General features: G+C 73.5%; 21 protein-coding genes. 10 read left to right on the top strand and 11 right to left on the bottom strand.

Features of this window, described 5'->3' with window-relative positions; genetic code table 11:
• Positions 1-31: 31 nt before the first annotated feature.
• Entirely contained in the window at positions 32-3,010 is a 2,979-nt protein-coding gene (locus ACFZBD_RS30700; protein ID WP_391145963.1) for a hypothetical protein, read from the bottom strand.
• Between the two features lie 260 nt (positions 3,011-3,270).
• Positions 3,271-4,458 (bottom strand): acetyl-CoA acetyltransferase, encoded by a 1,188-nt coding sequence (locus ACFZBD_RS30695; RefSeq protein ID WP_391145960.1) that lies wholly within the window; start codon positions 4,456-4,458, stop codon positions 3,271-3,273.
• Between the two features lie 242 nt (positions 4,459-4,700).
• On the opposite strand from ACFZBD_RS30695, the gene ACFZBD_RS30690 reads away from it, so the two are divergent.
• Together ACFZBD_RS30690 and ACFZBD_RS30685 are read left to right on the top strand one after the other, a co-directional pair.
• Positions 4,701-5,918 (top strand): acyl-CoA dehydrogenase family protein, encoded by a 1,218-nt coding sequence (locus tag ACFZBD_RS30690; protein WP_391145958.1) that lies wholly within the window; start codon positions 4,701-4,703, stop codon positions 5,916-5,918.
• A complete protein-coding gene (locus ACFZBD_RS30685) occupies positions 5,897-6,379 on the top strand; it encodes a nitroreductase family deazaflavin-dependent oxidoreductase (RefSeq protein WP_391145955.1) in 483 nt (160 codons plus the stop codon). The genes ACFZBD_RS30690 and ACFZBD_RS30685 overlap by 22 nt, the downstream gene beginning before the upstream one ends.
• Positions 6,380-6,560: 181 nt before the next feature.
• Here ACFZBD_RS30685 and ACFZBD_RS30680 read toward each other — a convergent pair whose 3' ends face one another.
• Positions 6,561-7,208: a TetR family transcriptional regulator gene (locus ACFZBD_RS30680; protein ID WP_391145952.1), complete on the bottom strand. Its 648-nt coding sequence runs from the start codon at positions 7,206-7,208 to the stop codon at positions 6,561-6,563.
• Positions 7,209-7,561: 353 nt separating this feature from the next.
• Between ACFZBD_RS30680 and ACFZBD_RS30675 the strand changes: the two genes are divergently transcribed.
• Both ACFZBD_RS30675 and ACFZBD_RS30670 read left to right on the top strand, forming a co-directional pair.
• The gene (locus tag ACFZBD_RS30675) at positions 7,562-8,524 is read left to right on the top strand and encodes a VOC family protein (protein ID WP_391145950.1); all 963 of its coding nucleotides are present in this window, start codon (positions 7,562-7,564) and stop codon (positions 8,522-8,524) included.
• 103 nt (positions 8,525-8,627) lie between these two features.
• Complete coding sequence (locus ACFZBD_RS30670; protein WP_391145948.1) at positions 8,628-11,060, top strand: PQQ-binding-like beta-propeller repeat protein; 2,433 nt, start codon at positions 8,628-8,630, stop codon at positions 11,058-11,060.
• A gap of 52 nt (positions 11,061-11,112) precedes the next feature.
• Here ACFZBD_RS30670 and ACFZBD_RS30665 read toward each other — a convergent pair whose 3' ends face one another.
• Complete coding sequence (locus ACFZBD_RS30665) at positions 11,113-11,820, bottom strand: hypothetical protein (protein WP_391145946.1); 708 nt, start codon at positions 11,818-11,820, stop codon at positions 11,113-11,115.
• Between the two features lie 145 nt (positions 11,821-11,965).
• Between ACFZBD_RS30665 and ACFZBD_RS30660 the strand changes: the two genes are divergently transcribed.
• Positions 11,966-12,532 carry a hypothetical protein gene (locus tag ACFZBD_RS30660; RefSeq protein ID WP_391145943.1) on the top strand — a complete coding sequence of 189 codons (567 nt, stop codon included), beginning with the start codon at positions 11,966-11,968 and terminating at the stop codon, positions 12,530-12,532.
• Between the two features lie 28 nt (positions 12,533-12,560).
• Here the strand turns inward: ACFZBD_RS30660 and ACFZBD_RS30655 are convergent, their stop codons facing one another.
• Genes ACFZBD_RS30655 through ACFZBD_RS30645 form a run of 3 tightly spaced genes read right to left on the bottom strand, consistent with a single transcriptional unit; the run spans position 12,561 to position 14,927 of the window.
• A complete protein-coding gene (locus tag ACFZBD_RS30655; protein WP_391145941.1) occupies positions 12,561-13,337 on the bottom strand; it encodes an enoyl-CoA hydratase-related protein in 777 nt (258 codons plus the stop codon).
• Positions 13,334-13,765, bottom strand: a complete 432-nt coding sequence (locus ACFZBD_RS30650; protein WP_391145939.1) for an OB-fold domain-containing protein — start codon at positions 13,763-13,765, stop codon at positions 13,334-13,336. Before ACFZBD_RS30650 ends, ACFZBD_RS30655 begins: the two co-directional genes overlap by 4 nt.
• A gap of 7 nt (positions 13,766-13,772) precedes the next feature.
• The gene (locus tag ACFZBD_RS30645) at positions 13,773-14,927 is read right to left on the bottom strand and encodes a lipid-transfer protein (RefSeq protein WP_391145937.1); all 1,155 of its coding nucleotides are present in this window, start codon (positions 14,925-14,927) and stop codon (positions 13,773-13,775) included.
• A gap of 80 nt (positions 14,928-15,007) precedes the next feature.
• Here ACFZBD_RS30645 and ACFZBD_RS30640 point away from each other — a divergent pair, with 80 nt between their 5' ends.
• The gene (locus ACFZBD_RS30640; protein WP_391145934.1) at positions 15,008-16,555 is read left to right on the top strand and encodes a FadD3 family acyl-CoA ligase; all 1,548 of its coding nucleotides are present in this window, start codon (positions 15,008-15,010) and stop codon (positions 16,553-16,555) included.
• A gap of 221 nt (positions 16,556-16,776) precedes the next feature.
• On the opposite strand, the gene ACFZBD_RS30635 is transcribed toward ACFZBD_RS30640, so the two are convergent.
• Both ACFZBD_RS30635 and ACFZBD_RS30630 read right to left on the bottom strand, forming a co-directional pair.
• A complete protein-coding gene (locus ACFZBD_RS30635) occupies positions 16,777-16,953 on the bottom strand; it encodes a hypothetical protein (protein WP_391145931.1) in 177 nt (58 codons plus the stop codon).
• Between the two features lie 301 nt (positions 16,954-17,254).
• Complete coding sequence (locus ACFZBD_RS30630) at positions 17,255-20,215, bottom strand: BTAD domain-containing putative transcriptional regulator (RefSeq protein ID WP_391145930.1); 2,961 nt, start codon at positions 20,213-20,215, stop codon at positions 17,255-17,257.
• 154 nt (positions 20,216-20,369) lie between these two features.
• Here ACFZBD_RS30630 and ACFZBD_RS30625 point away from each other — a divergent pair, with 154 nt between their 5' ends.
• Positions 20,370-21,587: an amidohydrolase family protein gene (locus tag ACFZBD_RS30625; RefSeq protein WP_391145928.1), complete on the top strand. Its 1,218-nt coding sequence runs from the start codon at positions 20,370-20,372 to the stop codon at positions 21,585-21,587.
• Between the two features lie 36 nt (positions 21,588-21,623).
• Here the strand turns inward: ACFZBD_RS30625 and ACFZBD_RS30620 are convergent, their stop codons facing one another.
• The gene (locus ACFZBD_RS30620) at positions 21,624-22,034 is read right to left on the bottom strand and encodes a PIN domain-containing protein (protein ID WP_391145925.1); all 411 of its coding nucleotides are present in this window, start codon (positions 22,032-22,034) and stop codon (positions 21,624-21,626) included.
• The gene (locus ACFZBD_RS30615; protein WP_391145922.1) at positions 22,031-22,252 is read right to left on the bottom strand and encodes a type II toxin-antitoxin system VapB family antitoxin; all 222 of its coding nucleotides are present in this window, start codon (positions 22,250-22,252) and stop codon (positions 22,031-22,033) included. The genes ACFZBD_RS30620 and ACFZBD_RS30615 overlap by 4 nt, the downstream gene beginning before the upstream one ends.
• A gap of 168 nt (positions 22,253-22,420) precedes the next feature.
• Here ACFZBD_RS30615 and ACFZBD_RS30610 point away from each other — a divergent pair, with 168 nt between their 5' ends.
• From ACFZBD_RS30610 to ACFZBD_RS30600, 3 genes are all read left to right on the top strand, one after another.
• Entirely contained in the window at positions 22,421-23,341 is a 921-nt protein-coding gene (locus ACFZBD_RS30610) for a TIGR03619 family F420-dependent LLM class oxidoreductase (protein ID WP_391145921.1), read from the top strand.
• 14 nt (positions 23,342-23,355) lie between these two features.
• On the top strand, positions 23,356-24,117 hold the full coding sequence (locus ACFZBD_RS30605) for a glucose 1-dehydrogenase (protein ID WP_391145918.1): 762 nt from the start codon (positions 23,356-23,358) through the stop codon (positions 24,115-24,117).
• A gap of 97 nt (positions 24,118-24,214) precedes the next feature.
• Positions 24,215-25,339, top strand: a complete 1,125-nt coding sequence (locus tag ACFZBD_RS30600) for an LLM class flavin-dependent oxidoreductase (RefSeq protein ID WP_391145915.1) — start codon at positions 24,215-24,217, stop codon at positions 25,337-25,339.
• The last annotated feature ends 34 nt before the right edge of the window (positions 25,340-25,373 follow it).

The raw sequence follows: 25,373 nt of genomic DNA, 5'->3' as shown, positions 1-25,373 counted from the left end.
TCATGAGGCCCTGCGGCTCTGCGCGGGTGGGTCAGTGGGTGTAGTAGCCGGCGACGTCGGCGATGAGGTCGACCGTGCCGGCGTGGTTGTAGAAGGTGATCTTGCCGTCCTTCACCGGGACGACGACCAGGTTGGGGATGGTCTGGCCGGCGGTGAAGTTGAGGTTCGATGCGGAGGTCCGCTGGGTCCCGTAGGGGTAGACCGAGACGAAGCCGGATGCCGTCGGGTTGGTCGCGGTCACGTTCATGGCCAGGGCGGTGTACTTCGTCCCGACGGTCAGGGTGACCGTGCCGCCCGCGCCGACCTTGGCCTTCGGCACGCCGAGCCCGGCCCGGGTGTCCATCAGGCGGCGCGGGGTGACCGGCTGGTAGGTGGAGCCGCCGGAGCGGCTGGAGTAGTAGCCGGCGATGTCGGCGACCAGGTCGACCTCACCGCTCTTGTTGTAGAAGTCGACGTAGCCGTTGACCACCGGGACCTTCACCAGGTTCGAGACGGTCCTGCCCGCCTTGAAGTTGAGGTTGGAGGCGCTGGTGACGGGTGTGCCGTCGGGGTAGACGGAGACGAAGCTCGACGCCGTCGGGTTGGTGGCGGTGACGTTCAGGACGACGGAGGCGACCGTCAGGCTGGGGAGGCCTGCTGCGCCCGCGACCTTCAGCCGTGCCCATCCGCCGGCGCCGAGCTTGCCCTGGGGCACGCCGAGGCCGCTGCGGGTGTCCATGATCCGGGTCGGGGTGATCGGCACGTACGTACCCCGGTCGGACGTCAGCGAGCTGCCCTCCAGCCGGACCGTGCCGGTCAGCGTCCGCTCGTCGCCGGGGGCGACACCGCCGACCGGGAGGACCCGCAGCGACCAGGTGTAGTCGCCGTCGAGCAGGCCGCGGCCCGCGCCCGTACCGTTCCACTTCGTCTCGACGCCGGCGCCGTCTCCGACGGAGCCGCCGGTGGAGTGCACGATCTGGCCGTTCCGGTCCTTGACCTCGATCCGCCAGGGGCCGACCGGGCGGGAGAACCGCCACACGGGCGACCAGGACACCTCCGGCTCCAGGCCGACCTGGTCCGTGAAGGACAGGACGGGGGGAACGGACGAGCGCAGGGCGGTCATCGGCTGGCGGGGCAGCTCGACCTTCCTGACGTGGATGCGGCTCTGGGCGTCGACGTACGCGACGTCGCCGCCGAACTTGTCGACGGTCCAGGTGGCGCGGCGGCCCGAGCCGGACGCCGAGGCGGGCAGGTCGGCGAAGTCCGTGGTCTGCCCGGTGGCGGCGTCGGTGAGCCGGAGCTTGTCGCCCTCGTGGCGGACGACGAAGCCGTCACCGAGGAGGGCCTCCCCGGTCGGGACCGTGACGCCCTTCTTCAGGGTCAGGTCGTGGACACCCGCCTTGCCGGCGCCGCAGGCCCAGTAGAGCCAGCGCCCCACGGCCTGGAGCTCGGTGGGCTTGCAGCCGGAGCCGAGGTCGACGGGGGCGGAGGTGGCCTTCGTCGTCAGGTCGTAGGAGTTGACCTGGCCGACGGCGGCGGCGGGCTTCCAGACCTTGGCGTCCCACAGCGCGGCGGCCGGGTCGGTGAGCGTGAGCGGCACGTCCGGTGTGGAGACGTGGTGGTTCTCCAGGTCGGCGACCCAGATGGTGCTGCCGCTGCGGACGAGTGCGTAACGCCCGGCCGCGTCGACGACCTCACCGGGGCCCGGCAGGCTTGCCCTGCGCATCGACGTGTCGGTGAGGGGGGAGTAGAGGGCGTTGCCCTCCTGGTAGGCCGTGTAGCCGTCGCCGAGGGAGACGAGGCCGGGGCGCGGCGAGATCGCCTTGGTCCGCAGCCTCGCGGTGGTGGGGAAGACCGAGGTGGTGTCGACGTCGTAGAGGCCGGTCATGCCGTAGGACTCGGTGTCGGCGAGGTAGCTCAGACGTCCGCCGCCCAGGGCGAGGCCGCGGTACGTCGCCGGGAACTGCGGGATCTTCGTGACGCTGGCGACCTGCGGCGCCGCCCCGCCGGTGCCGGCGGTGATGCGGCGGACGGCCCAGTCGCGGGCCCGGTCACCGCCGGCGACGAGGACGCTGCCGTCGGGCGCGATGACGAAACCGTCCTCCTCCGCGCGCCAGAGCAGCTCGGTGACCGTGCCGCCGCCGAGGGGCATCGCGCGGACGCTGTTGCCCCGCTCGAAGTCGTTGTGCGGGTAGGTCAGCGTGCGCTGGAAGAGCAGGGAGTCCCCCACGACGGTGAACAGGGTGCCGGGGCCCTCGGTGCCGGTCGCCGCGGGCAGGGGCGTCGTCACCGGGCTCGCGGCCGGGTTGTCGCGCGGCACGGAGAACACCTGCTCGCCGAAGGGCGCGTGCGCCACGACGTGGCGGTCGCCCAGGACGAGGAAGTTGCCCGGGTTGATGACGTCCGGGAGCCGCTTCAGGGTGGCGGTAGCGTAATCGAGCAGGTAGACGTGGACGCCGTCGGCGGACTTCACCCGGACCAGCGCGCCCTTGGTGTCCTGTTCGAGGACGACCAGAGGGGTGATGGCGGCGGGCAGCTCCGCCACGGGGCGCTCCACCGGAGCACCCTCGGCCGCGGCCTGCCACAGGCTCAGCGAGACGACTTTGCTGCCGTCCGTGGTGTACGAGACGGCCGTGTCGGCGTTGTACGCCTTCGCCCAGATGTGGCGGCCGGGCAGCGTGATGGTCTTCTGGGCCTTGGTGGCCAGGTCCGAGACGGTGACGGTGCGCGGCTGGTCGAAGGGCTCGCCGCTGATCGCGGCGGAGAGGCCGGAGTGGCCCGCGGCCTGTTCGGCGCCGATCGGCGTGTGGGTACCGGTGGCGTAGTCGGTCCAGACGGTGCCCGTGCCTTGCAGCGTGTGGGCGTAACCGGTGGCGCCGGCGTGCTTCAGGAGGTCCTCGCGCGGGGTGTAGCTCCCCGGGTCCGGGACGACGATCTCGGTCGCGGCGGGTTCGTCGGCGACGGCGGGCGTGGCGGCGCCGCCCGCGACGCACAGGCCGGCGGCGATGCCGAACGCGGTGGTCGCGGCCACGGTTCTGCGCGTGCGCGCAGGGCGATGCAAGGACTGCAAGGGTGGGTCCCTCCCCATGAATGCCTGGACCGGCGTGGGAGGGCTCGTGGTGCGGTGGCCTGCGCGGCTTCCCCGCGGCCGTTCGCTCGGCCGCTCCTGCGGCCCCCCGCCGGGACCTGGATCGTAACAGCGGCCTCTCACGCCTCGGAAGTCCCATTCGAACTCGTTCAAACACCCCGCGGGCCGTCGGCCCCGCGCTTCGGTCCGCGGCCGCCCGGTGGTCAGTGCCGGCCCAGGACCACCGTCCCCGACGAGCAGAACCAGCCGCCCGTCCCCGAGGCCACCGCCAGCTCCGGAAGACTGCCGTCAGCTCGGCGGACCTGGGCGCCCGGGGCCTCGCCGCGGAGCTGGCGTACCGCCTCCACCAGCAGGAACAGGCCTCGCATTCCCGGGTGGCAGGCGGACAGGCCGCCGCCGTCGGTGTTCACCGGGAGTCCGCCGCCGTCCACGGTCAGCCGGCCCTTCCCGATGAACTCCCCGCCCTCGCCCTTCGCGCAGAAGCCCAGGTCCTCCAGCGTCACCAGCGTCATGTACGTGAAGGCGTCGTAGATCTCCGCGAGGTCGACGTCCTCGGGCCGCACCCCGGCCCGCTCGAAGGCGAGCCGGCCGCTGACCGCCGCCGGGGAGACGGTGAAGTCCTCCCACTCCGACATCGTGGTGTGCGAGACGTGCTCGCCGGTGCCGAGGATCCACACGGGCGCCTTGGCCGTGTCCGGTACGTACTCCTCGGCGGCGAGCAGCACCGCGCAGCCGCCGTCGCTGCGGATGCAGCAGTGCAGCTTGGTGAAGGGGTCGGCGATCATCGGGCCGTCGAGCACCTGGTCCACGGTGATCGGGTCGCGGAACATCGCCTCCGGGTTGTGCGCGGCGTTCGCGCGGGCCTGGACGGCGACCTCGGCGAGCTGCTCCAGCGTGGTGCCGTATGTGTGCATGTGGCGGCGGGCGGCCATCGCGTACTTGGCGACGAGGGTGTGGCCGTACGGGACCTCGAACTGCAGCGGGCCGCGTCCGCCGAAGGAGAGGTTCGAGGTGCGGCGGCCGGCCCGGATGTCGGCGCGGGCGGTCGAGCCGTAGACGAGGAGGACGGCGTTGGCGTGGCCCGCCGCGATGGCGTCCGCCGCGTGGGCGGCCATGACCTCCCAGGTGGCGCCGCCGACGGCGGTCGAGTCCACCCAGCGGGGGCGCAGGCCCAGGTATTCGGCCACGTCGACCGGGGCGAGGGTGCCGAGGCCCGCGGAGCCGAGGCCGTCGATCAGCGAGCGGTCGAGCCCGCTGTCCGCGAGGGCCCGGCGGGCCGCCTGGGCGTGCAGGGAGTAGGGGGTGGCGTCGTCGACGCGGCCGCAGTCGGAGAGGGATATGCCGACGACGGCGACGCGGCGCCCGGCGCGGTTCCGTGAAGAGGAGGGCATAAATCTGACGGTACATCAGATAGTGGGGGGCCGGGGGTGGGGTCGGGAGGCCCGGCGGCGCGGCGGACCGATGATGCGGGCGGCGCGCGGGGTGGCGTGCGAGGCGGTGCGCGGGGTGGCGTGCGAGGCGAGGCGCGGGGGTGGTGCGCGGGGCCGGTGTCGTGATCCGTTCGGCCCCGCCTCTGTGCTTCCATGCCGCCCCGCCCTAGCATGACGGCCCGTCAGATACGGAGGGGAGCCCCATGCACGCCGCCGTCACCGAAGAGCAGCTGGAGATCCGTCGCACGCTGCGGGACCTGCTCGCCAAGAGGGCCGGACCGAGCCGGACGCGCGCGGCCGTCGCGACCCCCGAGGGGTACGACACCGACCTGTGGCACCGCATGTCCGCCGCGCTCGGACTGCCCGGCCTCACCCTCCCCGAGGAGTACGGCGGGGTCGGCTGCGGCCCGGTCGAGCTGGCCCTCGTCTGCGAGGAGACCGGCCGCGCCCTCGCGCCCTCGCCGCTCCTGGCCACCACCGGCCTCGCCGCACCCCTGCTCACCGCCCTCGGCACCACGGCGCAGCGGACCGCCCTCCTGCCCCGCCTCGCCGACGGAGCCCTGACCTGCGCGCTCGTCGTCCCGGGCTCCTCCCTCGCGCTCGCCCTCGGGCTCACCGGCGACAACACGGACGGCGGGTGGGCCGGCGGCGGCCGGGCCGGCGGCGTCCAGGCGCGGTCGGCCGACGGGGGGTGGCGGCTGTACGGGGAGGCCGCGCAGGTCCTCGACGGGCACAGCGCCGGCCTGCTCCTGGTCGCCGCGCACGCCGGAGGCTTCGCGCGCAGCCGTACGCTGCTGTTCCTCGTACGCGGCGACGCGGCAGGAGTCGTCCGCCACCGGCAGCCCACGCTCGACCTCACCCGCTCCCAGGCGTCCGTGCAACTGCGGGACGTGGAGGCGGAGTTGCTCGGCGAGGAACCGGCCGACGTGCCCGGCGCGCTCGCCGGGGCGGGGCGGACGGCGGCGGTGATGCTCGCGGCCGAGGCGATCGGCGCGGCCCGGGCGGCCCTGGACCGCACGGTCGACCACGTCGGGACCCGCGAACAGTTCGGGCGCCCGATCGGCTCCTTCCAGGCCGTCAAGCACCGGCTCGCCGACCTGTACGTGCAGGTGGAGGCGGCGCACTCGCTGGCGTACTGCGCGGCGCGCGAGCCGGACGCGGGCGGCGGTCCGGGCGGTCCCGGCCTCGCCCTCGCGGCGGCCCTGGAGGCGTTGCGGGCGGTGGCGGGGGAGACGGTCCAGCTCCACGGCGGCATCGGGTTCACCTGGGAGCACGAGGCGCACCTGTACTTCAAGCGGGCGACGGCGGACGAGCTGCTCTTCGGGCCCGCGCGACGGTTGCGGGCGCGGGCGGCGGAGTCGACGGGGCTCTTCGGCGAGGGCGGGGAGGTGGGGGCGCCATGGCCGTCGGCACGCGTCTGATCCAGCGGGTGTCGTCCACGCGGGCCTTCGCGAAGGTCGCCCCGCACGTCATCCCGGCGCTCGACCGGACCGTCCACCGGCTGACCCGGGGAAAGGTCCTGCTCAGCGCCCGGATGCTGCCGGGTGTGATCCTGACCGTACGGGGCGCCAGGTCGGGCCTTCCGCGCGCGACGCCGCTGGCCTGCATGCCGGAGCCCGGCGGGACCTGGCTGCTCGTCGGTTCCAACTTCGGCCGGGAGGGGCACCCGGCGTGGACCGGGAACCTGCTCAAGCACCCGGACGCGGAGATCGACTGGCGCGGGGAGGTCGTTCCCGTACGGGCCGAGCTGCTCGCGGGGGAGGAGCGGGAGGCGGCCTGGCGGGCGGCGCTCGTGTTCTGGCCGCCGTACGCGACCTACCAGGCACGGGTGGAGCGGCAGATCCGGCTCTTCCGGCTCACCCGCGGGCGTCTGCCGGAGTGACGGCGAGGGCGGGTGCGGGGGTGGCCGCGGGGGCGGCGGGCGCTTCGTGGAGCCGGGCGCGGGTGCCGGGTCCCGGGGCGCGGGTGCCGGTCCCCGGAGCGCGGGCGCTCAGAAAAGGGGAACGCCGACGGTGGTCCCGGGGGACCGCCGTCGGCGCGACAGGACGGAGTGGAGGGCGCGGCTACTTGGTCGGCTTCTTGCCGGTGATCCCCAGATGCACCAACAGGGCGAGATTCGGGCGGAGTTCGTTCTGCTTCACGCCCCAGGTCTGGAACCCCTTCTGGTGGCCGGCCACCGAGGCCAGCATCGCCACCAGGGAGCCCGCCATCGCCGCGGCGCTGACGTCCTTGTCGACCTTGCCCTTCGACTGGAGCTCCTTCACCGAGTCGGTGAGGGAGTTGGTGACCGAGTTCAGGATCTTCATACGGATCTTGTAGAACCGCTTGTCGCCCTCGGCGGCGCCCAGGTCGACGACCCGCAGGATCGCGTCGTGCTTCCGCCAGAAGTCCAGGAATCCCTCGACGAGTTCCTCGGAGGTCTGCCAGCCGGCCTTGCCGACCCAGGAGCGGCCGGAGACCAGCTCGGTCAACGCGGCACCCTCCTTGGCCATTTCCTCCGCGATCTCGAGGACGGCACCCTCGACGTCCGGGAAGTACTGGTAGAACGTCGCGGGTGAAGTGCCCGCCTTCCGGGCCACGTCGATGACCTTGACGTCCCGGTACGGCGAGGAGCTGAGCATCTCGCTGAGGCAGTCGAGCAGCTTCTGCCGCGTCGCCTGGCCGCGTCGTCCGGCCACGCGGCCGTCGACGGTGCGTACTTGTCCTGTCATGCCGTCAGCTTACCGACGGGTGATCGGCGCGCGATTCGGCCGACTGCAAATGGGGTGCGGCCCTCCTGCGCCCCCTCCGGCCCGCCCCCGCCCCTCGTCCACCCCGCGCCCACCCCTCGTCGACTCCCGGCTCCGCCCCTCGCCCGCTTCCGCCCCTGCCCCTCGTCCGCCCCCGCCCCCGCCCCTCGTCCGCCCGTCCCTCCGGCCGTCACGCTCCCCCGATAGGCTTATTAACAGCCTGTGGACAACTTCGGTGGATAACCCAAGGAAATCAAGGGGCGCCAAGGTCATTCATGCGCATATGTTCTATTACGGGGCGTGCGGGGTGGTGTCCGCCGCCCTAGCGTGGTGCCATGGCCGCATTCACAGAGGGCACCCCCTGCTGGGTGGACGCGCAGCTCCCCGACCTCGAGGCGGGGAAGCGGTTCTACGGCGAGCTCTTCGGCTGGACCTTCGACCCCGACCGCGACGAGGCCCTCAGCGACGGGCGGCGCGTCGCCGGGCTCGTACCGAAGCGGGACGGCCGGATGCCCACCACCTGGACGGTCTACCTCGCCACCGAGGACGCAGGTGTGCTCGCGGCACGGATCAAGGCCGCCGGCGGACAGATGGTGATGGAGCCGTACCCGGTCGGCCCCTTCGGGGTCCTCGCGCTCGCCGCCGACCCCGGCGGCGCGGTCTTCGGCCTGCGGCAGGCGGGTGAGGACGAGGGCTTCGAGAAGACGATGCTCCCCGGCTCCTTCTGCTGGATGGAGGTCTACACGAGGGAACGGGACGCGGTCGACACCTTCTACGCCACGGTCTTCGGCTACCTGGGCCGCCGGGTCGAGCCGGCCGACGAGGGGCGGGAGAGCGACTTCGACTACCGCGTCTGGTCGCCGCCCGGGTCCCGGCCCGGCCAGGACTCCTCCTTCGGCGGCCGAGCCGTCCTCACCGGAGCCGTCCCGGCCGAGATGCCCGGCCACGTCCTGGTCTACTTCGCCGTCCACGACTGCGACGACACCTGTGAGACCGCCGTCCGCCTCGGCGGACGCGTCCTCAATCCGCCCTTCGACACCCCGCACGGCCGGATCGCCGTCCTGCGCGACGACCAGGGCGCCCGCTTCGCCGTCCTGGCCGAGCCGAAGGAGGAGCCCGCCGGCCGGCACGCCGCCGCCGAGCCCGCCGGGGAGGAGCCCCGCGAGGGGCGCGACGCCCGTGAGCCCGCGGGCGAAGACGCCGGGCGGCCCCCTGGTGAGCCCGCCGAGCGGCCCGCGGGCGGGCCCGCCGACGACCCCGATGCCGCGCGTGTCCCGGACCCTGGGTATATGACCTGAGACACCCCGATCCGCCCCCGGGTTCGCAACCACCGCCTCGGACAGGAAGAATCAGGGCCACGGGGCCGTACCCTCATGGCCCGTACGGGGAGGTGGCAGGCAAGTGGAGCAGCTGACGCAGCACGACCCGAGACGGATCGGGCCCTTCGAGGTGCTGGGCCGGCTCGGCGCGGGCGGCATGGGTCTGGTCTATCTCGCGCGCTCGGCGTCCGGCCGGCGCGTGGCGATCAAGACGGTCCGGACCGAGCTCGCCGAGGACCAGCTGTTCCGTGTCCGCTTCACCCGCGAGGTCGAGGCCGCGCGGGCCGTCTCCGGCTTCTACACCGCGGCCGTCGTCGACGCCGACCCCCGGGCCGCCGTGCCGTGGCTGGCCACCGCGTACGTCCCCGCGCCCTCCCTCGAAGAGATAGTGAACGAGTGCGGGCCGCTCCCGGCGCAGGCGGTGCGCTGGCTGGCGGCCGGGGTCGCAGAGGCCCTCCAGTCCATCCACGGCGCGGGCCTGGTCCACCGCGACCTGAAGCCGTCGAACGTCCTCGTCGTCGAGGACGGACCGCGCGTGATCGACTTCGGCATCGCCTCCGGCGTCTCCAACACCCGGCTGACCATGACCAACGTCGCCGTCGGCACGCCCGCGTACATGTCACCCGAGCAGGCCCGCGACTCGCGCAGCGTCACCGGCGCCAGCGACGTCTTCTCGCTCGGCTCCATGCTGGTCTTCGCCGCCACCGGCCACGCGCCCTTCCACGGCGCCAACCCGGTCGAGACCGTCTTCATGCTGCTCCGGGAGGGCCCCGACCTGGAGGGCCTGCCGGACGAGCTGCGGCCGCTCATCGACTCCTGCATGCAGATGGACGTCTCGCGCCGCCCCTCCCCGGCCGACCTGCAGGCACAGCTCGCGCCGCATCTCTTCGGCTCGGGCAGCGACGACAGCGGTACGGCGTCGGCCTGGCTGCCGCAGAGCGCCACGGCCATGATCGAGCACCGGCGCGGCGGCCGCACCAGCCTCCCCGCGCCCGCCCCGGCACCGCCCGCCCCTCCCGCACCGCCGCGTCCGCCGCGCCAGGTGCCCGAGTGGGGCGCCGACCCGCGCGGCGGCCAGGGCGGCCCCGGGCAGGCGGGGCCCGCCCAGGGCGGCGGACGGCACGCCGGCCCGGCCGAGTCCGGCGGTCCGGTACGTCTCGCGGGCGCGGCCGTCCCGATCGGTCCCGGCCCCCGGGTCGCCGACACCCGGGCCGCCGTCGGTGTCGGCCGCGGCGCCGACGCGGGCCCGGCCACCGGCTGGATCCGGCCGCCCGGCGGGGCGAACGGCACCGAACCCGGTCCGCCGCCCGGCTCCCGCCCGCTGCCCGCGCCCTCGGCCGCCCCCGGGGCCCAGGCCGCGCCCGAGCCGGGGCACTGGCGGCCCTGGCGCTTCCGCATGTCGAACGACGTCTGGGGCACCCCGGTCGTCGCCGGCGACCTGCTCTACGTCACCTCCTTCGAGGTGCACGCCCTCGACGTGGCGAGCGGCCGCCGCCAGTTCAAGACACGGGACGTGGCCTGGGCGATGGCCGTCTCGCAGGGCCGTATCCACGCCTCCGACGGACCGACGCTCTACGCGCTGGACGCGACCGACGGCGGCGAGCGGTGGCGGCTCCAGACGGACGCCTGGGTGTACTCGCTGAAGGTCGACCGGGGCACGGTCGTCACCGGCACCCGGGGCGGCGGGGTACAGGGCTGGGAGGCCTCGAACGGCGCCAAGCTGTGGGAGGTCACCGGCGCGCAGAGCGACTTCGAGACCCCGGAGGCGGGGCCCGCGGTGCACGGCGACACGGTGTACGTGTGGCGGGACGCCCGGCTCCAGGCGCTGGACGCGCGCACGGGCGTGGAGCGCTGGTCGTACCCGATCGGCGACGCGGCCTCCTGCGGCAACGTCCCGGTCCGGGTGACCCAGGCGGAGGACGGCTGCGTGTACGTCGCGGCCGGTACGCGCGTGCTGTCGGTCGACGTCGCGAGCGGGCACGTCCGCTGGCACTTCGAGGCGCCCGCCGTCTTCCTCTCGCCGCCGGCCTTCGCCCCGGGACCGGCGGTCACCGGCGGCGGGGTCTATCTCGCCGACTACCTCGGCACGGTGTACGCGCTCGACGCGACCACCGGCCAGGACCGCTGGCGGATCGCGACGGAGGCCCGCCAGTCGGTCGAGCCCGTCCTCGTCGTCGACGGCAACGTCCATGTGGGCAGCGGCAGCGCGCTCTACACCCTGGACGCGGTGACGGGCACGCCGAAGTGGCGGTTCGCGGCCGGCGGCGAACTGATCGGCTCCCCGGTCGTCGCCGACGGCCGGGTGCACTTCGGCTCGGCGGACCACGTCCTGTACACCCTGGACGCGTCCGGCGGCCAGCTGCGCTGGAAGCTCGCGACCGGCGGCGAGATCACCGGCTCGCCGGTGGCGCGGGGCGGCGTGGTGTACGCGTGCAGCAAGGACCGCTGCGTCTACGCCCTGGACGCGGTGAAGGGCACGGCGACGGGCCGGGGCGCGGCGGCCCCGCGCGCCTGACCCGGCGCACCGGGCGCCGGGTCGGGGCTCAGGGTCGGGGCGGTGCTCAGGGTCAGCGGCGCGGGGGCGGCGGTTCGTCCGGGTACGGCCCCTGACCACCCTGGTCGGGGTAGCCGTGCTGCTCGGGGTAAGGGCTGCCCTGCCCCGGATGCGGTCCCTGGCCTCCCTGGTCGGGGTAGCCGTAGCCGCCCTGGTCGGGATGGCCGTGCTGGTCGGGGTACGGGCCGTGCGGCTGCTGTCCCTGGTCCCAGCGCGGTTCGTCCGCGTCATAGGGGTGGCGGTCCCGGCCGTCGTCATAGGGGTGGCGGTCCTGGCCGTCCCGGTGGTCGTCGACCCGGATCCGGCGGGTGCGGCGGCCCGACATGACCGCCGAGGCCAGCAGGAGCAGCACCCCGCCCGCCAGGGCGAGTGCGACCCCGATGCCCAGCCCCGTGCCGTCGGTGTCGACCGACAGGCCGTCCTCGACCTGCGCGACCCGCACCATCCACAGGACGGCGAAGCCGAGCGTGACCACGCCGGCGATCGCCACCAGCGGGCGGGAACGCAGGACCAGCCCGATCAGGGTCAGCAGCGCGGCGAAGGCGAACGGGAGCAGGAGCGACACATAGAAGTCGGCGCGCGCGTCGGTGATGCCGCCGAACAGGTCCTCGATGCGGTAATCGCTGCCGTGACGGCCGTCGTACCAGGCACGGAAGGGGCTCCAGACGGCGGCCGTCGCTCCGGCGAGCGCCAGGATCGAACCGATGACGTTGCGGACCATCGATCGGCCTCCTTCGGTCCGGCTCTCGGTCTCGACGCTACGCCGGGTACCGGGCGCCCGCCACGCCACGCGGGGCGGGGCGTCCCCCGGGAGATGCCCTAGGGTGGCGCGGACACGACAGAATCAGCGGGGGACAGGAGAGACGATGGTGCGGCGACGGCTCAGGCTCGCGGCGGTGCTCACGGTGGTGGTGCTCGCGCTGACGGGCTTCCAGACGAGCGCACACGCGGGCAAGAGCAGCGGCAAGGGCCGGGGCGGCTCCAGCAGTTCGGGCGGCGGGAGCGGCGACAGCGGCGGCGGCTGCTCCAGCTCCAAGAAGAAGAACGACGACTACGACGGGAGCGGTGACTCCGGCGGCGACACCTCCACCTACGAGCCGACGCCCACCGTCACCGCCTCGGCCTCCTCCACCTCGGCGGTGGAGGTCGTGGTCGTGGACTGCGTCGAGCCGGCGCGGAAGAAGCGCAAGGGCAAGCCGGCCCGCACGGCGGACACGACCGCCACGGTGCGGATCACCTCGCGCGAGACCTTCACCGAGACCTTCGACGTCGAGCTGGGCTTCCTGGACGCCGGCGGCGCCGAGGTCGACGACGCCGACACCAGGGTCACGGTCGAGCCGGGCGAGACGAAGACCTTCGAGGTGGAGATGGACACCCCGAAGGCCGTCGACAAGGTGCGCAGCTGCGTCGTCGGCTCCGTCCGCGAGCAGTAGCGGCCGGCAGCCCCGGCCCCAGGGGCGGCTACCGCGTCCGGTGGCCGTCCCTCCGTCGGGTGAACAGCTCCGCCTGCCGCTCCGGGGGCAGGTTTCCCAGCGCCACCAGGTGCGGGGCGTGGGCGAGGGCCTGGGCGCGGGCGGCCTCGTGGGCCGACCAGAGGGCGCGGACCGTGCCCTGGACGGCCTCGGTCGGGTACGAGGCGATGACGGCGGCGGCCCGGACGGCGGCGGCCAGCGCCCCGCCGGTCTCGGTCAGCTCGGAGACGAGCCCCGTCTCGTACGCCCGGCGGGCCGAGGTCCGCTCGGCCGTCCCCATCAGGGCCATCCGCGCCACCTCCCCGTACGGCATCTTCTGGGCCATGTGGACGGTCTCGAAGGCGCTGACCATGCCGTAGGCGGTGTGCGGGTCGAAGAAGGTCGCCCCCTCGCCGGCGACGACGAACTCCGCCTCGCCGAGCAGGTAGAACGCCCCGCCGCAGGCCATGCCCTCCACGGCGGCGACGACCGGCTTCCACAGGTCGTTCGCCTTCGGTCCGATGGCGAGGAGCGGATCGTCGATCGTGTACGGGGAGGAGGGCTGGGGGACCTCGGCGGCCGCCGCGCGGTCGATGCCGGTGCAGAAGGCCCGGCCGCCCGCGCCGGTGACCACGACGGCCCGCACCTCGTCCTCGTACCGGAAACCCCGCCACACCGCGCCGAGCCGGCGCGCCATCTCCACGGTGATCGCGTTGTGCTTCGCGGGCCGGTCGAGGGTGACGACGGCGACGCCGGTCTCCTTGTCGAGGTCGACGGTGACGCTCATCCGCGCTCCAGGAGCCAGCGCGGCACGGTGACGCCGCCGGTCTCGGTGAACGCGACCTTCACGGCGGCCCCGATCCGCAGCCGCGCCGGGTCGACCGAGTCGAGCGGGGCGTCCGGGGCGGCGACCACATTGCCGACGAGGCGGATGCGGGGCGCTTCGGCGAGCTCGACGAGGACGGCGTTGTACGGGGCCTGGGCGGCGTAGTCGGGCAGCAGGGGCGGATGGGGCAGGACGTACGACCAGATCCGGCCCCGGCCGGACATCAGCCGCCACTCGCTGTCGAAGGAGTGGCAGTGCGGGCAGCAGGGCCGGGGCGGGAAGCGCAGTTCGCCGCAGGCCGGGCCGGCGCAGGCCTGGACGCGCAGCTCGCCCCGGGCGGCGTACTCCCAGAAGGGCGCGCCGTCCTCGTCGACGACGGGTGTGAGCATGACGGGATCAACTCCTCAGGAGCAGGGCGGAGGTGGGGACGCCTTCGCCGGCCGTGACCAGGCAGGTGGCGGCGTCCGGGACCTGGGCGGTGGAGGTGCCGCGGAGCTGCTTCACGCCCTCGGTGATGAGGTTGAAGCCGTGGACGTACGCCTCGGAGAGGCCGCCGCCGCCGGTGTTGAGGGGCAGCCGGCCGCCGGTCTCCAGGGCGCCGCCCTCGGTGAAGGCGGCTCCCTCGCCCCGCCCGCAGAAGCCGTAGCCCTCCAGGGAGAGGGGGATGAGCGGGGTGAAGGCGTCGTAGATCTGGGCGACGTCGACGTCCTCGGGACCGAAGTCGGCCTGCTTCCACAGCTGCCGGGCGGCGGTCCAGGCGGGGCCGGTGAGCGGGTCGTCGTTCCAGTAGTTGACCATGCCGTGGTGCTGGGCGGGCAGTCCCTGGGCGACGGAGTGGACGTAGACCGGTCTCCGCCGGCAGTCCCGCGCCCGTTCCGCGGAGACGAGGACGCAGGCGAGGGCGCCGTCGGTCTCCAGGCAGTTGTCGAAGAGGCAGAGCGGTTCGCTGATCCAGCGGGAGGTCATGTACATCTCGCGGGTCAGGGGGCGGTCGTACATGACGGCCGCCGGGTTCTGGTTGGCGCGGTTGCGGCAGGCGAGGGCGACGTTGAAGAGGTGGTCGCGGGTGGCGCCGTACTCGTGCATGTAGCGGCGGGCGAGCATGCCGATCTCGTCGGAGGGGCGCAGGAGCCCGAACGGCCGGGTCCACTGTCCCGGGGTCGGGAGCTGCGCCCGGGTGTTCTTCCAGGGCCGGGGCCCGGAGCCGCGTTTCCGGGACCGCCAGGCGACGCCGACGGTGGCCTGGCCGGTGGCGAGGGCGGCGGCGAGGTGGCCGACGGTGGCGCACGAACCACCGCCGCCGAAGCCGACCTTGCTGAAGAAGGTGACGTCGCCGGCGCCGACGGCCTTGGCGACCTCGACCTCGTCGGTCTCCTCCATGGTGTACGAGGCGAAGGCGTCGACCTCGGAGGGCGCGATGCCCGCGTCGTCGAGGGCGGCGAGGATCGCCCGGCAGGCGAGGGTCTTCTCGGATTCGGGGAGCTGTCTGGCGAACGGTGTCTGCCCGATTCCGACGATGGCGGTGGCGTCCTTGAGCACTGCAACCTCCACGATCGCGAGCTGCTGACAGCGCGTCAGGCTACCGCTAATCTGACGGATAGTCAGCTACTGGCGAGCCGGGAGGACGGCGCATGCGCGGAGACCTGGAGTGGGGAACGATCCCGAGGCTGGTGCGCTCGGCGGCCGAGCGGTACGGACCCGCCGAGGCGGTCGTCGAGGGCCGGACCCGCGTTTCCTACGCGGAGTTGGGCGACCGGGTCGAGCGCGCGGCGGCCGCCTGCATGGCCTCCGGGGTCGCGCCGGGCGACCGGGTCGCCGTCTGGGCGCCGAACACCCTGGACTGGATCGTCTCGGCCCTCGGCGCGGTCACCGCGGGAGCCGTCCTCGTCCCGCTGAACACCCGCTTCAAAGGGACGGAGGCGGCCTCCGTCCTGGCCCGCTCCCGGGCCAGGCTGCTCTTCGTCACCGGCACCTTCCTGGGCACCTCCTACGTCGCCTCCCTGCGGCGGGCCGTGGTGGAACTCCCGCACCTGGAACGGGTGGTGGTCCTCGGCGATGCCGCCCCGGACGACTACCTCACCTGGAAGTCCTTCCTGGCCCTCGGGGACGGCGTCCCGTCCTCGGAGGTGCGGCGGCGCGCCGACGCCATCGACCCCTCGGCGCCCTCCGACATCATCTACACCTCGGGCACCACGGGCGCCCCGAAGGGCGCGGTGATCACCCACGCCCAGACCCTGCGCTGCTACGGCGTCTGGTCGGACCTCGCCGGTCTGCGGACCGGCGACCGCTATCTGATCGTGAACCCCTTCTTCCACACCTTCGGCTACAAGGCCGGGATCATCGCCTGTCTGATGCGCGGCGCCGTGATGATCCCGCAGCCCGTCTTCAACGTGGACACGGTCCTCGCCCACATCGCCGCGGAGCGCGTCTCGGTCCTTCCCGGCCCGCCGACGCTGCACCAGTCCCTCCTGGACCACCCGTCCCGCTCGGCGTACGACCTCTCCGCGCTCCGGCTCGTCGTGACCGGCGCCGCCGTCGTCCCGCTCCGGCTGGTCGAGCGGCTGCGCGGCGAACTCGGCGTCGGCACGGTCCTCACGGCGTACGGCCTCTCCGAGGCGAGCGGCATCGTCACCATGTGCCGCCGGGGCGATCCGGCGGAGGTGATCGCGACCACCTCGGGCCGGCCGATCCCGGACACCGAGGTCCGGCTCTCGGAGACCGGGGAGATCCTGGTCCGCGGCCACCACGTCATGCGGGGGTACTTCGAGGACGAGGAGGAGACCGCCCGGGCCGTCGACCCGGACGGCTGGCTCCGCACCGGCGACGTGGGCGTCCTCGACGAGGCGGGCAATCTGCGCATCACCGACCGTGTGAAGGACATGTTCATCGTCGGCGGCTTCAACGCCTATCCGGCGGAGATCGAGCAACTCCTGGGTCTGCACCCGGACATCGCCGACGTGGCGGTCATCGGCGTCCCGGACGCGCGCCTCGGCGAGGTGGGCAAGGCCTTCGCGGTCCGGCGGGCGGGGGCGCGCGTGACGGGGGACGACCTGATCGCCTGGGCGCGGCGGGAGATGGCGAACTACAAGGTCCCCCGGCAGGTCGAGTTCGTGCCCGAACTTCCGCGCAACGCCTCGGGGAAGGTGGTCAAGGGGGTGCTGCGGGGCGCGGCGGGGTGACCCCGGGTCCCGCGCGGGACACGCACGGGACGGAGGGGCCGGGCGTGATGCCCGGCCCCTCCGTCCCGTGTCCGGTCGCCGCGTGGCGCGCCCGACCCGGCGGGTCCCCCCAGGGCCCGTCGGGCGTCCCCCGAGCGCGCGCGGTGTGGCGTCCGGACCTTCACGGCCCCGGCGGCTCCCCCGATGGCGCCGCCGCGGCCGGCTCCCCCCGCGCGAAGGTCTCAGGTGTTCTTGACCGGCTTGAACGGCTCGGACGTGGCGTGCATGTCCTTGGTGACGAGGCCGTCGCCGGTGCCCGTGGCGTGCATGTCCTTGGTGGTGACGTCGCCCTCGGTGCCGCCCGTGGCGTGCATGTCCTGCGGCTTGATGACCGGTTCCTTCTCGGTGGCGTCGCTCATGCTCGTCAACTCCTGTGCATAGACGGATGGTTCGGGAAGCCCGTCCGGCTGTTCCCCCGTGGACGGCCGGACGGGCCTCTCAGGGCCGCTCACCCTAATGCGTCCGAGTGACGGCCTCATCGCCGACCCGTCTGCCCCCCGACGCGACGGATCGATGAGAAGAAGACTGCCGGGCGGCGATAAACGAACGATGAACGCGCAGGCCCCGAGGGCCGGGAGGGGCTGGGAGGCGTTCGGTACGCGGCCGGGACGCGGCGCGCCGGCCGGCCCGAGGCCGGCCCGGAGGCGGGTCCGGCGGCTCTCAGGCCGCGGCCACCGGGGCCAGCAGGGCCCGCACCTCGCCCGCCTCCGCGGCTCCGATCCCGTCGAAGATCTCCAGCGCCTCCCGCCAGCAGACCTGTGCGCGCCCGGTCTGGCCGATCCCGAAGAGGGCGCGGCCCAGCACGGTCAGGACGTTGCCGCGCCGCCACTCGCCGCCGATGCCGCGCAGGACGGTCAGCGCCATCTCGGCGTTGGACGCGGCCTGGGCGTGGCGCCGGGCCGCCAGGTCGACCTCCGACAGCCGGAAGAGCGTCATGCCCTCCCAGAGCCGCTGCCGGCTGTCCTCGAAGACCGCCAGGGCCTGCCGCAGCCGCTCGCCCGCCGCGACGAGCTGGTTGTCCTGGGTGAGCGCGAGCCCTAGGGCGTACCGGCCGTTGGCACCGCGCAGCGCGTGCCCCATGGAGTCGTAGATCTCGGTGCCCCGCTCGGCGAGGGTGATCGCGCTCGCCGTCCGGTCCGTGGCCAGGTGAATGCGGGAGAGGTTGCACAGCGCGCTGGCCTCGCCCGGCCGGTCCCCGATGGCGCGGAACCGCTCGATGGCCTGCGCGAGGTGCCGCTCGCCCTCCTCGAAGCGGTTCTGGTACAGGGCTATGATCCCCCGCGCGTTGGCGGACCAGCAGGCCGGCAGCGGGTCCCCGGCCGCCTCGGCGTGGGGCAGGGCCAGTTCGGCGTCCCGGTCCGCCTCCTGGAAGCGGCCCGCGGTGTGGTGGATGCCCGCGAGGACCATGAGCGCGCGGCCTTCCGCGTGCCCGTCGCCCCCGGCGCGGGCCGCGTCCCGGACGCCGGCGGCCACCGCCTCGAACTCCTTCGCGTTCGCGCCCGACTCGCCGAGGTCCAGGCAGACCCAGAGCAGGTCGACGGCGCGCCGGGGCGCCCCCGCCCCGGCCGCCTGTCGCACGCACGCCAGCAGGCAGTTCGCCTCGGCGTACAGCCAGTCCTGGGCGGTGTGGCGGTCGGTGAAGGCGAGACCGGGGTACTCCGTCGGCTCCAGGTGGTCGACCAGGCGGTCGCCCGGCCGTTCCAGGGCGTAGACCCGTGACGCCGTCGAGAGGTAGAAGTCGAGCAGGCGGGTGAGCGCCGCACCGCGCTCCGAGGGCGGCTGTTCGTCCCGCTCGGCGCAGGCGCGGGCGTAGAGGCGGACCAGGTCGTGGTAGCGGTAGCGGCCCGGGGCCGCGGACTCCAGCAGGGACGTGTCGACCAGGGCCTCCAGCAGGTCCTCGGTGTCCCGTGCCGGAAGGTCCAGGACCGCGGCGGCGGCCGTGAGCGAGATGTCGGGCCCGTCCGCGAGGCCGAGCAGGCGGAAGGCGCGCGCCTGGGCGGGCTCCAGCTGGCCGTAGCCGAGCTCGAAGGTGGCCTTGACCGCGAGGTCGCCCGCCTGAAGCTCGTCCAGGCGGCGGCGCTCGTCGGCGAGCTTGGCCGCGAGGGTGGCGACGGTCCAGGTGCGCCGGGCCGCCAGGCGGGAGGCGGCGATGCGGATGGCGAGGGGGAGGAAGCCGCAGGCGGCGACCACGTCCAGGGCCGCCTCGCGCTCGGCGGAGACCCGCTCCGCGCCGACGATCCGGGTGAAGAGCTGGAGCGCCTCCTCGGGGGACATCACGTCCAGGTCCACCAGGTGTGCGCCGGCCAGGTCGAGCATCCGGATCCGGCTGGTCACCAGGGCGGCGCAGCCGGCCGTGCCGGGCAGCAGCGGGCGGATCTGGGCCGCGTCCCTGGCGTTGTCCAGGAGCACCAGGATCCGGCGGCCGTCGAGCGCCGAGCGGTAGAGCGCCGCCCGCTCGTCCAGGGAGTCCGGGATGGCGGAGTCGGGGGTGCCCAGGGCGCGCAGGAACGCGCCGAGGACGGTCTCCGGGGCCGCCGCCCGGGCGCCGGCGCCCTGGAGGTCGACGTAGAGCTGTCCGTCGGGGAAGTGCGGGCGGGCCTCGTGCGCGACGTGGACGGCGAGGGTCGTCTTGCCGACGCCGCCGATGCCGGCGAGGGCCGAGACCGCCATCACGGAGCCCTCCGCCGTGGCGAGCCGGTCGCCCAGCTCGCGGACGAAGGAGGCGCGGCCGGTGAAGTCCGGGACGGTGGCGGGGAGCTGCGCGGGCCGGGCGACGGCGGGGGCGGGGGCCGGTTCCTCGACCGGGCGGGCCAGCTCGGTGTCCGCCCGCAGGATCCGCTGCTGGAGGCGGGAGAGCTCGGGGTTGGGGTCGACCCCCAGCTCGTCGGCGAGGAGCCGGCGGGTGTCCGCGTACACGGCCAGCGCCTCCGCCTGCCGTCCGCTGCGGTAGAGCGCGAGCATGAGCAGTTCGCGCAGCCGCTCCCGCAGCGGGTGGGCGGCGGTGAGCGCGGTCAGCTCGGAGACGGCCTCCGCGTGCGCGCCGACCTCCAGGTCCATGTCGAGCCGGGTCTCCAGGAGCTGCAGGCGCCACTCCTCGAGACGGGTGCGCTGGTTCTCGGCGTACGGCCCCGGGACGGAGGCCAGCGCCTCGCCGTCCCACAGTCCGAGCGACTTGTCGATCAGGGCGCGGGCCCCGCGGCGGTCCCCGGCCGCCCGCAGCTTCTCGGCCTCGGCGGCGAGGTCGACCGCGACGTTCACGTCGACGGCGGAGTGCCCGGTGCGTACGGCGTAGCCGCCGGACTCGCTGACCAGCACGCCTGCGGGAAGGACCTTGCGCAGCCGCGAGGCGTACGTCCGGACCGCCGCCAGCGCCTGCGAGGGCGGTTCGTCGCCCCAGATGGCGTCGATCAGCTCGGCGGCCGTGGCCGTGCGCCCGTCGCGCAGCAGCAGCGCCGCGAGGAGCGCCCGCTGCTGCGGTGATCCGGAGGGGAGCGCTTCGCCGGCCCGCCAGGCGCGGACCGGGCCGAGCACGCCGAAGCGCAGGTCGTTGCCGACGTCGTCGGGACCACCTGTCGACGGAGCCCGCTGCTCCGGAACTCGCGGGCCGTTTCCACGGTCCATAGCTCCCCCTGCCCTGCCGCTGGTTTCGCCCTGGACAGTCTGCCTTGTCCGGAGCGAGCGCGTCAGCATCGGGTGACCCTCTGCACAAGACCCGCCGAAGGAACCCCGCCCAGACTAGCTGACGACCCGTCAGATCGGCGCTACCGTGAAGCGCATGGAGACCTTCCCCAGGATCATCTCGGTGGACGACCACACCGTGGAGCCCCCGCACGTCTGGCGGGACCGGCTCCCGTCCCGGTACCGCGACTCCGGGCCCCGGGTGGTCCGCGCGCCCCTGAAGGAAATGACCTTCCTGGGCGGGAAGTTCGCGCCCGTCATGGGCGCCAAGGGCGACGACGGGCCGATCGGCGACTGGTGGGTGTACGAGGACCTGCACCGGCCGCTCACCCGGCTCGACACCGCCGTGGGCTACGACCGCGACGAGATCAGACTCGAAGTGATCACCTACGAACAGATGCGGCCGGGCTCCTACGCGGTGCCCGACCGGCTGGCCGACATGGACGTCAACCACGTCCAGTCCGCGCTCTGCTTCCCGACCTTTCCCCGCTTCTGCGGGCAGACCTTCACCGAGGCGAGCGACCGCGAGCTGGGCCTCCTCGGGGTGCGCGCCTACAACGACTGGATGGTCGAGGAGTGGTGCGGGCCGGAGGCGGGCGGCCGGCTCATACCCCTCACGCTGATCCCGCTCTGGGACGCCGAACTCGCCGCCGCCGAGGTCCGCCGCAACGCCGCCCGGGGCGTGCGCACCGTCGCCTTCTCCGAGATCCCGCCCCACCTCGGGCTCCCGTCGGTGCACACCGACTACTGGGACCCGTTCCTGCGCGCCTGCGACGAGACCGGCACCGTGGTCGCCATGCACATCGGCTCGTCCAGCCGGATGCCCTCCACCTCCGCGGACGCCCCGCCCGCCGTCGGCTCCACCATCACCTTCGCCAACTGCTGCTTCTCGATGGTCGACTGGCTGATGAGCGGCAAGTTCGAGCGCTTCCCGAACCTCCGGGTGATGTACGCCGAGGGCCAGATCGGCTGGATCCCCTACATCCTGGAGCGCGCGGACGTGGTCTGGGAGGAGAACCGCGGCTGGGGCGGGGTCGCCGACAAAGTGCTGCGCCCGCCGTCGGAGCTCTTCGCGGACCACGTCTACGGCTGCTTCTTCGACGACGCCTTCGGGCTGCGCAACCTCGACGCGATCGGCGTCGGGAACGTCCTGTACGAGACGGACTACCCCCACTCGGACTCCACCTGGCCCAAGTCCCGCGAGGTCGGCGAGGCCCAGATGGGCCACCTGGCACCGGACGTGGTCGAGCGGATCGTCCGCGGCAACGCGATCGACCTGCTCGGCCTGACCCCGGAGGGGCTCTGGGTGCCCTAGGGAGGTCGCTCCCCGGGCGGCGGCCTCCCGCGGCCTCTACGGGATGTCGTTGACGTTGTGCTCGCCGAGGTCGGCCGCGTGTCGGGCGACCGTGCGGTAGTCGGCGTCGTCGTGCAGGACGGTGAGCCCATGGTGGGCCGCCGTGGCGGCGATGAGCAGGTCGACGGCCGAGGCGCTCCTGTGCTCCCCGGCCCTCGCCATCCGATGCTGCACGGAGCCGATCCACCGCCCCGCGTTCTTGGGCACCGCCACGTCGGGGTAGAGGTCGGTGAACATCTCCGTGATCTCGTCGTACTCCCGAGCGCTTCGAGCGCTGTGCAGGAACTCGGTGCGCTGCGGGTAACAGGAGGCAATCGCCTCGGCGTCGACGGCGTCCCACCAGGCCGACTGGAGCGCGGGGTCGCCGAGCAGCCGGACGAGGCCGGACGTGTCGAGCAGGTAGATCAACGACTGTCCTTCTCGGCCTGGTGCAGCCGCTCGGCGTCTTCGACCGCGCCCCATGTGCGTGCGCGGTCGAAGTGGCGGCCGATGCGCGCCGCACGCTCCCGCCGGTCTGCGTAGAACCGGAGGGCGAGGTTCACGGCCTCCTTCTTGGTCCTGGCCTCGGACAGCGCCATCACCCGTTGCAGCGCGTCATCGTCGATGTCGATCTGCGTGACGGCCATGCCGCACCTCCCGCGATGTTGGTCATGTACAAGAAACTATACGTCGCCCACATCGAGCTCGCGACCTCCGGCCGCGCCCTTGTTCCGGCGCAACCCTTGCCTGATGGCGGGCGGGCCCCGACTATGGGGCCCTTCGGCATCTGACGGTTCGTCAGTTAAGGGGTCGCCATGGTCGTCTACGGGATGCAGCTCCCGGTCCAGTCCCAGAGCACGATCTACGCCGAGCCCTGGGAGGCGGCCGCCGGCCCGGCCGATCTGGTGGAGATCGCCCGGGTCGCCGACCGGACCGGCTTCGACTACATCGCGAGCTGCGACCACGTCGCCATCCCGCGCCGGCTCGCCGGGCCGATGAGCACGGTCTGGTACGACCCGGTCGCCACCCTCTCCTTCCTCGCCGCCGCCACCGAGCGCGTCCGGCTGCTCTCCCACGTCGCCGTCGTCGGGCTGCGCCACCCGCTGGTGACCGCCAAGGCGTACGCGACGCTCGACCACCTCTCCGGCGGCCGGCTGGTCCTCGGGGTCGGGGCCGGCCACGTCCAGGAGGAGTTCGAGGCGGTCGGTGCCGACTTCGCCGGGCGCGGGGGCGTCCTCGACGAGACGATCGACGCGCTCCGGGCGGCCCTCGGCCCCGAGGAGTACCCGGAGCACAGCGGCGAGCGGTTCGCCTTCAAGGACCTCGGCCAGCTGCCCCGGCCCGCCCAGGAGCGGGTGCCGGTCTGGGTCGGCGGCTCCTCACCGGCCGCGGTGCGCCGGGCCGCGCGCAAGGGGGACGGCTGGCTGCCGCAGGGCGACCCGCGGGAGAAGCTGGCCGCGCAGATCGCCCGGCTGCGGGAGCTGCGCGCCGAGGCCGGGATCGCGGACCCGATCACCGTCGGGGCGATCGTCGAGCCCCTCTACGTCGGCGAGGCCGGCTGGGAGGTCGGCCGCCGCACGCTGTCGGGCAAACCGGAGGCCCTCGCCGAGTCGCTGAACGCCTACGGCGCCATGGGCGTGGACCAGATCCAGGTCCGGTTCCGCTCCCGGAGCCGGAGCGAGCTCACCGACCAGATGGCGGCGTTCGCCGCCGAGGTCGCCCCCCACCTGAACTGAGGAGCGTGGCAGGCATGGGCAAGCTGGACGGGCGGGTCGTCGTCATCACGGGCGCGGCGCGCGGGCAGGGCGAGCAGGAGGCGCGGCTCTTCGCCGCCGAGGGGGCCCGGGTGGTCCTCGGGGACGTCCTGGACGACCCCGGCGAGGCGCTCGCCAAGGAGCTGGGGGAGGAGCGGGCCGTCTACGTCCACCTCGACGTGACGCGCGAGGAGGAGTGGACGGCCGCCGTCGCCGTCGCCACGGAGCGCTTCGGGCGGATCGACGGACTGGTGAACAACGCCGGCATCCTGCGCTTCAACGAGCTGGTCTCCACGCCCCTGGAGGAGTTCCAGGCGATCGTCTCGGTCAACCAGGTGGGCTGCTTCCTCGGGATCCGGGCCGTGGCGCCCGAGATCGCGGCGGCCGGCGGCGGGACGATCGTGAACACCGCCTCGTACACCGGGCTGACGGGCATGGCGGGGGTGGGCGCCTACGCCGCCACCAAACACGCCGTCCTCGGCCTGACCCGGGTCGCGGCCCTGGAGCTGGCCGCCTCGGGCGTCCGGGTCAACGCCGTCTGCCCGGGCGCCATCGACACCCCCATGAGCCATCCGGAGGGCGTGGACCCGGCGGCGACGGCGGAGCTGTACCGCAAGCTCGTGCCGCTCGGCCGGATCGGCCGGCCCGAGGAGGTCGCGGCGCTCGCGCTCTTCCTGACCGGCGACGACTCGGCGTACATCACCGGGCAGCCGTTCGTCATCGACGGCGGCTGGCTGGCCGGCGTCAGCCTGTTCTGACGCTTCGTCAGCTATTGACGCCTCCGCGCGGCGGTGCGAGAGTCGGGCCATCGAGAATCTGACGGTATGTCAGAAACAACGAGGACGGTGAACTTCCTTGGAATTCGGGATCTTCGTACAGGGATACGTCGGCAAGCGCGCCGAGACCGATCCCGAGGCCGAGCACAAGGCGCTGATGGAGGAGACCGAGTACGTCATCCAGGCGGACAGGTCCGGGTTCAAGTACGCCTGGGCCTCCGAGCACCACTTCCTGGAGGAGTACTCCCACCTCTCGGCGAACGACGTCTACCTCGGCTACCTCGCCCACGCCACCGACCGGATCCACCTCGGCTCCGGCATCTTCAACCCCCTCGCGCCCGTGAACCACCCGGTCAAGGTCGCCGAGAAGGTCGCCATGCTCGACCACCTCTCCGGGGGCCGCTTCGAATTCGGCTCCGGCCGCGGCGCCGGCTCCCACGAGATCCTCGGGTTCATGCCGGGCATCACCGACATGAACCACACCAAGGAGATCTGGGAGGAGACGATCGCCGAGTTCCCCAAGATGTGGCTCCAGGAGGAGTACGCCGGCTTCCAGGGCAAGCACTGGTCCCTCCCGCCGCGCAAGGTCCTGCCCAAGCCGTACGGCAAGTCCCACCCCGCCATGTGGTACGCGGCCGGCTCGCCGTCCTCGTACGCCATGGCGGGCAGTAAGGGGCTCGGCGTCCTCGGGTTCAGCGTGCAGAAGGTCTCCGACATGGAGTGGGTCGTCGAGTCCTACAAGACCGCGATCAAGGAGGCCAAGGCGGTCGGCGACTTCGTCAACGACAACGTCATGGTGACCTCGACGGCGATCTGCGCCGAGACCCACGACAAGGCCGTCGAGATCGCCGTCGGCGGCGGGCTCAACTACCTCCAGTCGCTGCTCTTCCGCTACCACGACACCTTCCCGCGGCCCGAGGGCGTCCCGGAGTGGCCCGAGCTGCTCCCGGAGTACAGCGCCGAGATCATCGAACTCCTCATCGCCGAGGAGCTGATGATCTGCGGCGACCCCGAGGAGGTCACCCGCCAGTGCAAGCGCTGGGAGCAGGCCGGGGCGGACCAGCTCTCCTTCGGGCTGCCGATCGGGATCTCGTACGAGGACACGATGAACTCGATCAGGCTGATCGGCGAGCACGTGATCCCCAGGATCGACACCGACCCCGTCCACCGCACCACCCGCTTCCGCCGGGCGGCGGGCGAGTAGGGCGGGCGGACCCCCGTACCCGGGGCGGTGTCTT

This window comes from Streptomyces sp. NPDC008121 (genome assembly GCF_042957155.1).
Taxonomy (GTDB): Bacteria; Actinomycetota; Actinomycetes; order Streptomycetales; family Streptomycetaceae; genus Streptomyces.
The sequence above is the reverse complement of the archived record's forward strand: the minus strand, read 5'-3'. Positions and strand labels throughout refer to the sequence as shown.

What these genes read in the sequence shown, in the direction of transcription:
- ACFZBD_RS30630 (WP_391145930.1), bottom strand. Translation starts at nt 20,215, where the DNA reads ATGGACCGTGGAAACGGCCCGCGAGTTCCGGAGCAGCGGGCTCCGTCG.
- ACFZBD_RS30680 (WP_391145952.1), bottom strand. Translation starts at nt 7,208, where the DNA reads ATGACAGGACAAGTACGCACCGTCGACGGCCGCGTGGCCGGACGACGC.
- ACFZBD_RS30695 (WP_391145960.1), bottom strand. Translation starts at nt 4,458, where the DNA reads ATGCCCTCCTCTTCACGGAACCGCGCCGGGCGCCGCGTCGCCGTCGTC.
- ACFZBD_RS30635 (WP_391145931.1), bottom strand. Translation starts at nt 16,953, where the DNA reads ATGAGCGACGCCACCGAGAAGGAACCGGTCATCAAGCCGCAGGACATG.
- ACFZBD_RS30655 (WP_391145941.1), bottom strand. Translation starts at nt 13,337, where the DNA reads ATGAGCGTCACCGTCGACCTCGACAAGGAGACCGGCGTCGCCGTCGTC.
- ACFZBD_RS30660 (WP_391145943.1), top strand. Translation starts at nt 11,966, where the DNA reads ATGGTGCGGCGACGGCTCAGGCTCGCGGCGGTGCTCACGGTGGTGGTG.
- ACFZBD_RS30665 (WP_391145946.1), bottom strand. Translation starts at nt 11,820, where the DNA reads ATGGTCCGCAACGTCATCGGTTCGATCCTGGCGCTCGCCGGAGCGACG.
- ACFZBD_RS30625 (WP_391145928.1), top strand. Translation starts at nt 20,370, where the DNA reads ATGGAGACCTTCCCCAGGATCATCTCGGTGGACGACCACACCGTGGAG.
- ACFZBD_RS30650 (WP_391145939.1), bottom strand. Translation starts at nt 13,765, where the DNA reads ATGCTCACACCCGTCGTCGACGAGGACGGCGCGCCCTTCTGGGAGTAC.
- ACFZBD_RS30690 (WP_391145958.1), top strand. Translation starts at nt 4,701, where the DNA reads ATGCACGCCGCCGTCACCGAAGAGCAGCTGGAGATCCGTCGCACGCTG.
- ACFZBD_RS30610 (WP_391145921.1), top strand. Translation starts at nt 22,421, where the DNA reads ATGGTCGTCTACGGGATGCAGCTCCCGGTCCAGTCCCAGAGCACGATC.
- ACFZBD_RS30615 (WP_391145922.1), bottom strand. Translation starts at nt 22,252, where the DNA reads ATGGCCGTCACGCAGATCGACATCGACGATGACGCGCTGCAACGGGTG.
- ACFZBD_RS30685 (WP_391145955.1), top strand. Translation starts at nt 5,897, where the DNA reads ATGGCCGTCGGCACGCGTCTGATCCAGCGGGTGTCGTCCACGCGGGCC.
- ACFZBD_RS30640 (WP_391145934.1), top strand. Translation starts at nt 15,008, where the DNA reads ATGCGCGGAGACCTGGAGTGGGGAACGATCCCGAGGCTGGTGCGCTCG.
- ACFZBD_RS30675 (WP_391145950.1), top strand. Translation starts at nt 7,562, where the DNA reads ATGGCCGCATTCACAGAGGGCACCCCCTGCTGGGTGGACGCGCAGCTC.
- ACFZBD_RS30605 (WP_391145918.1), top strand. Translation starts at nt 23,356, where the DNA reads ATGGGCAAGCTGGACGGGCGGGTCGTCGTCATCACGGGCGCGGCGCGC.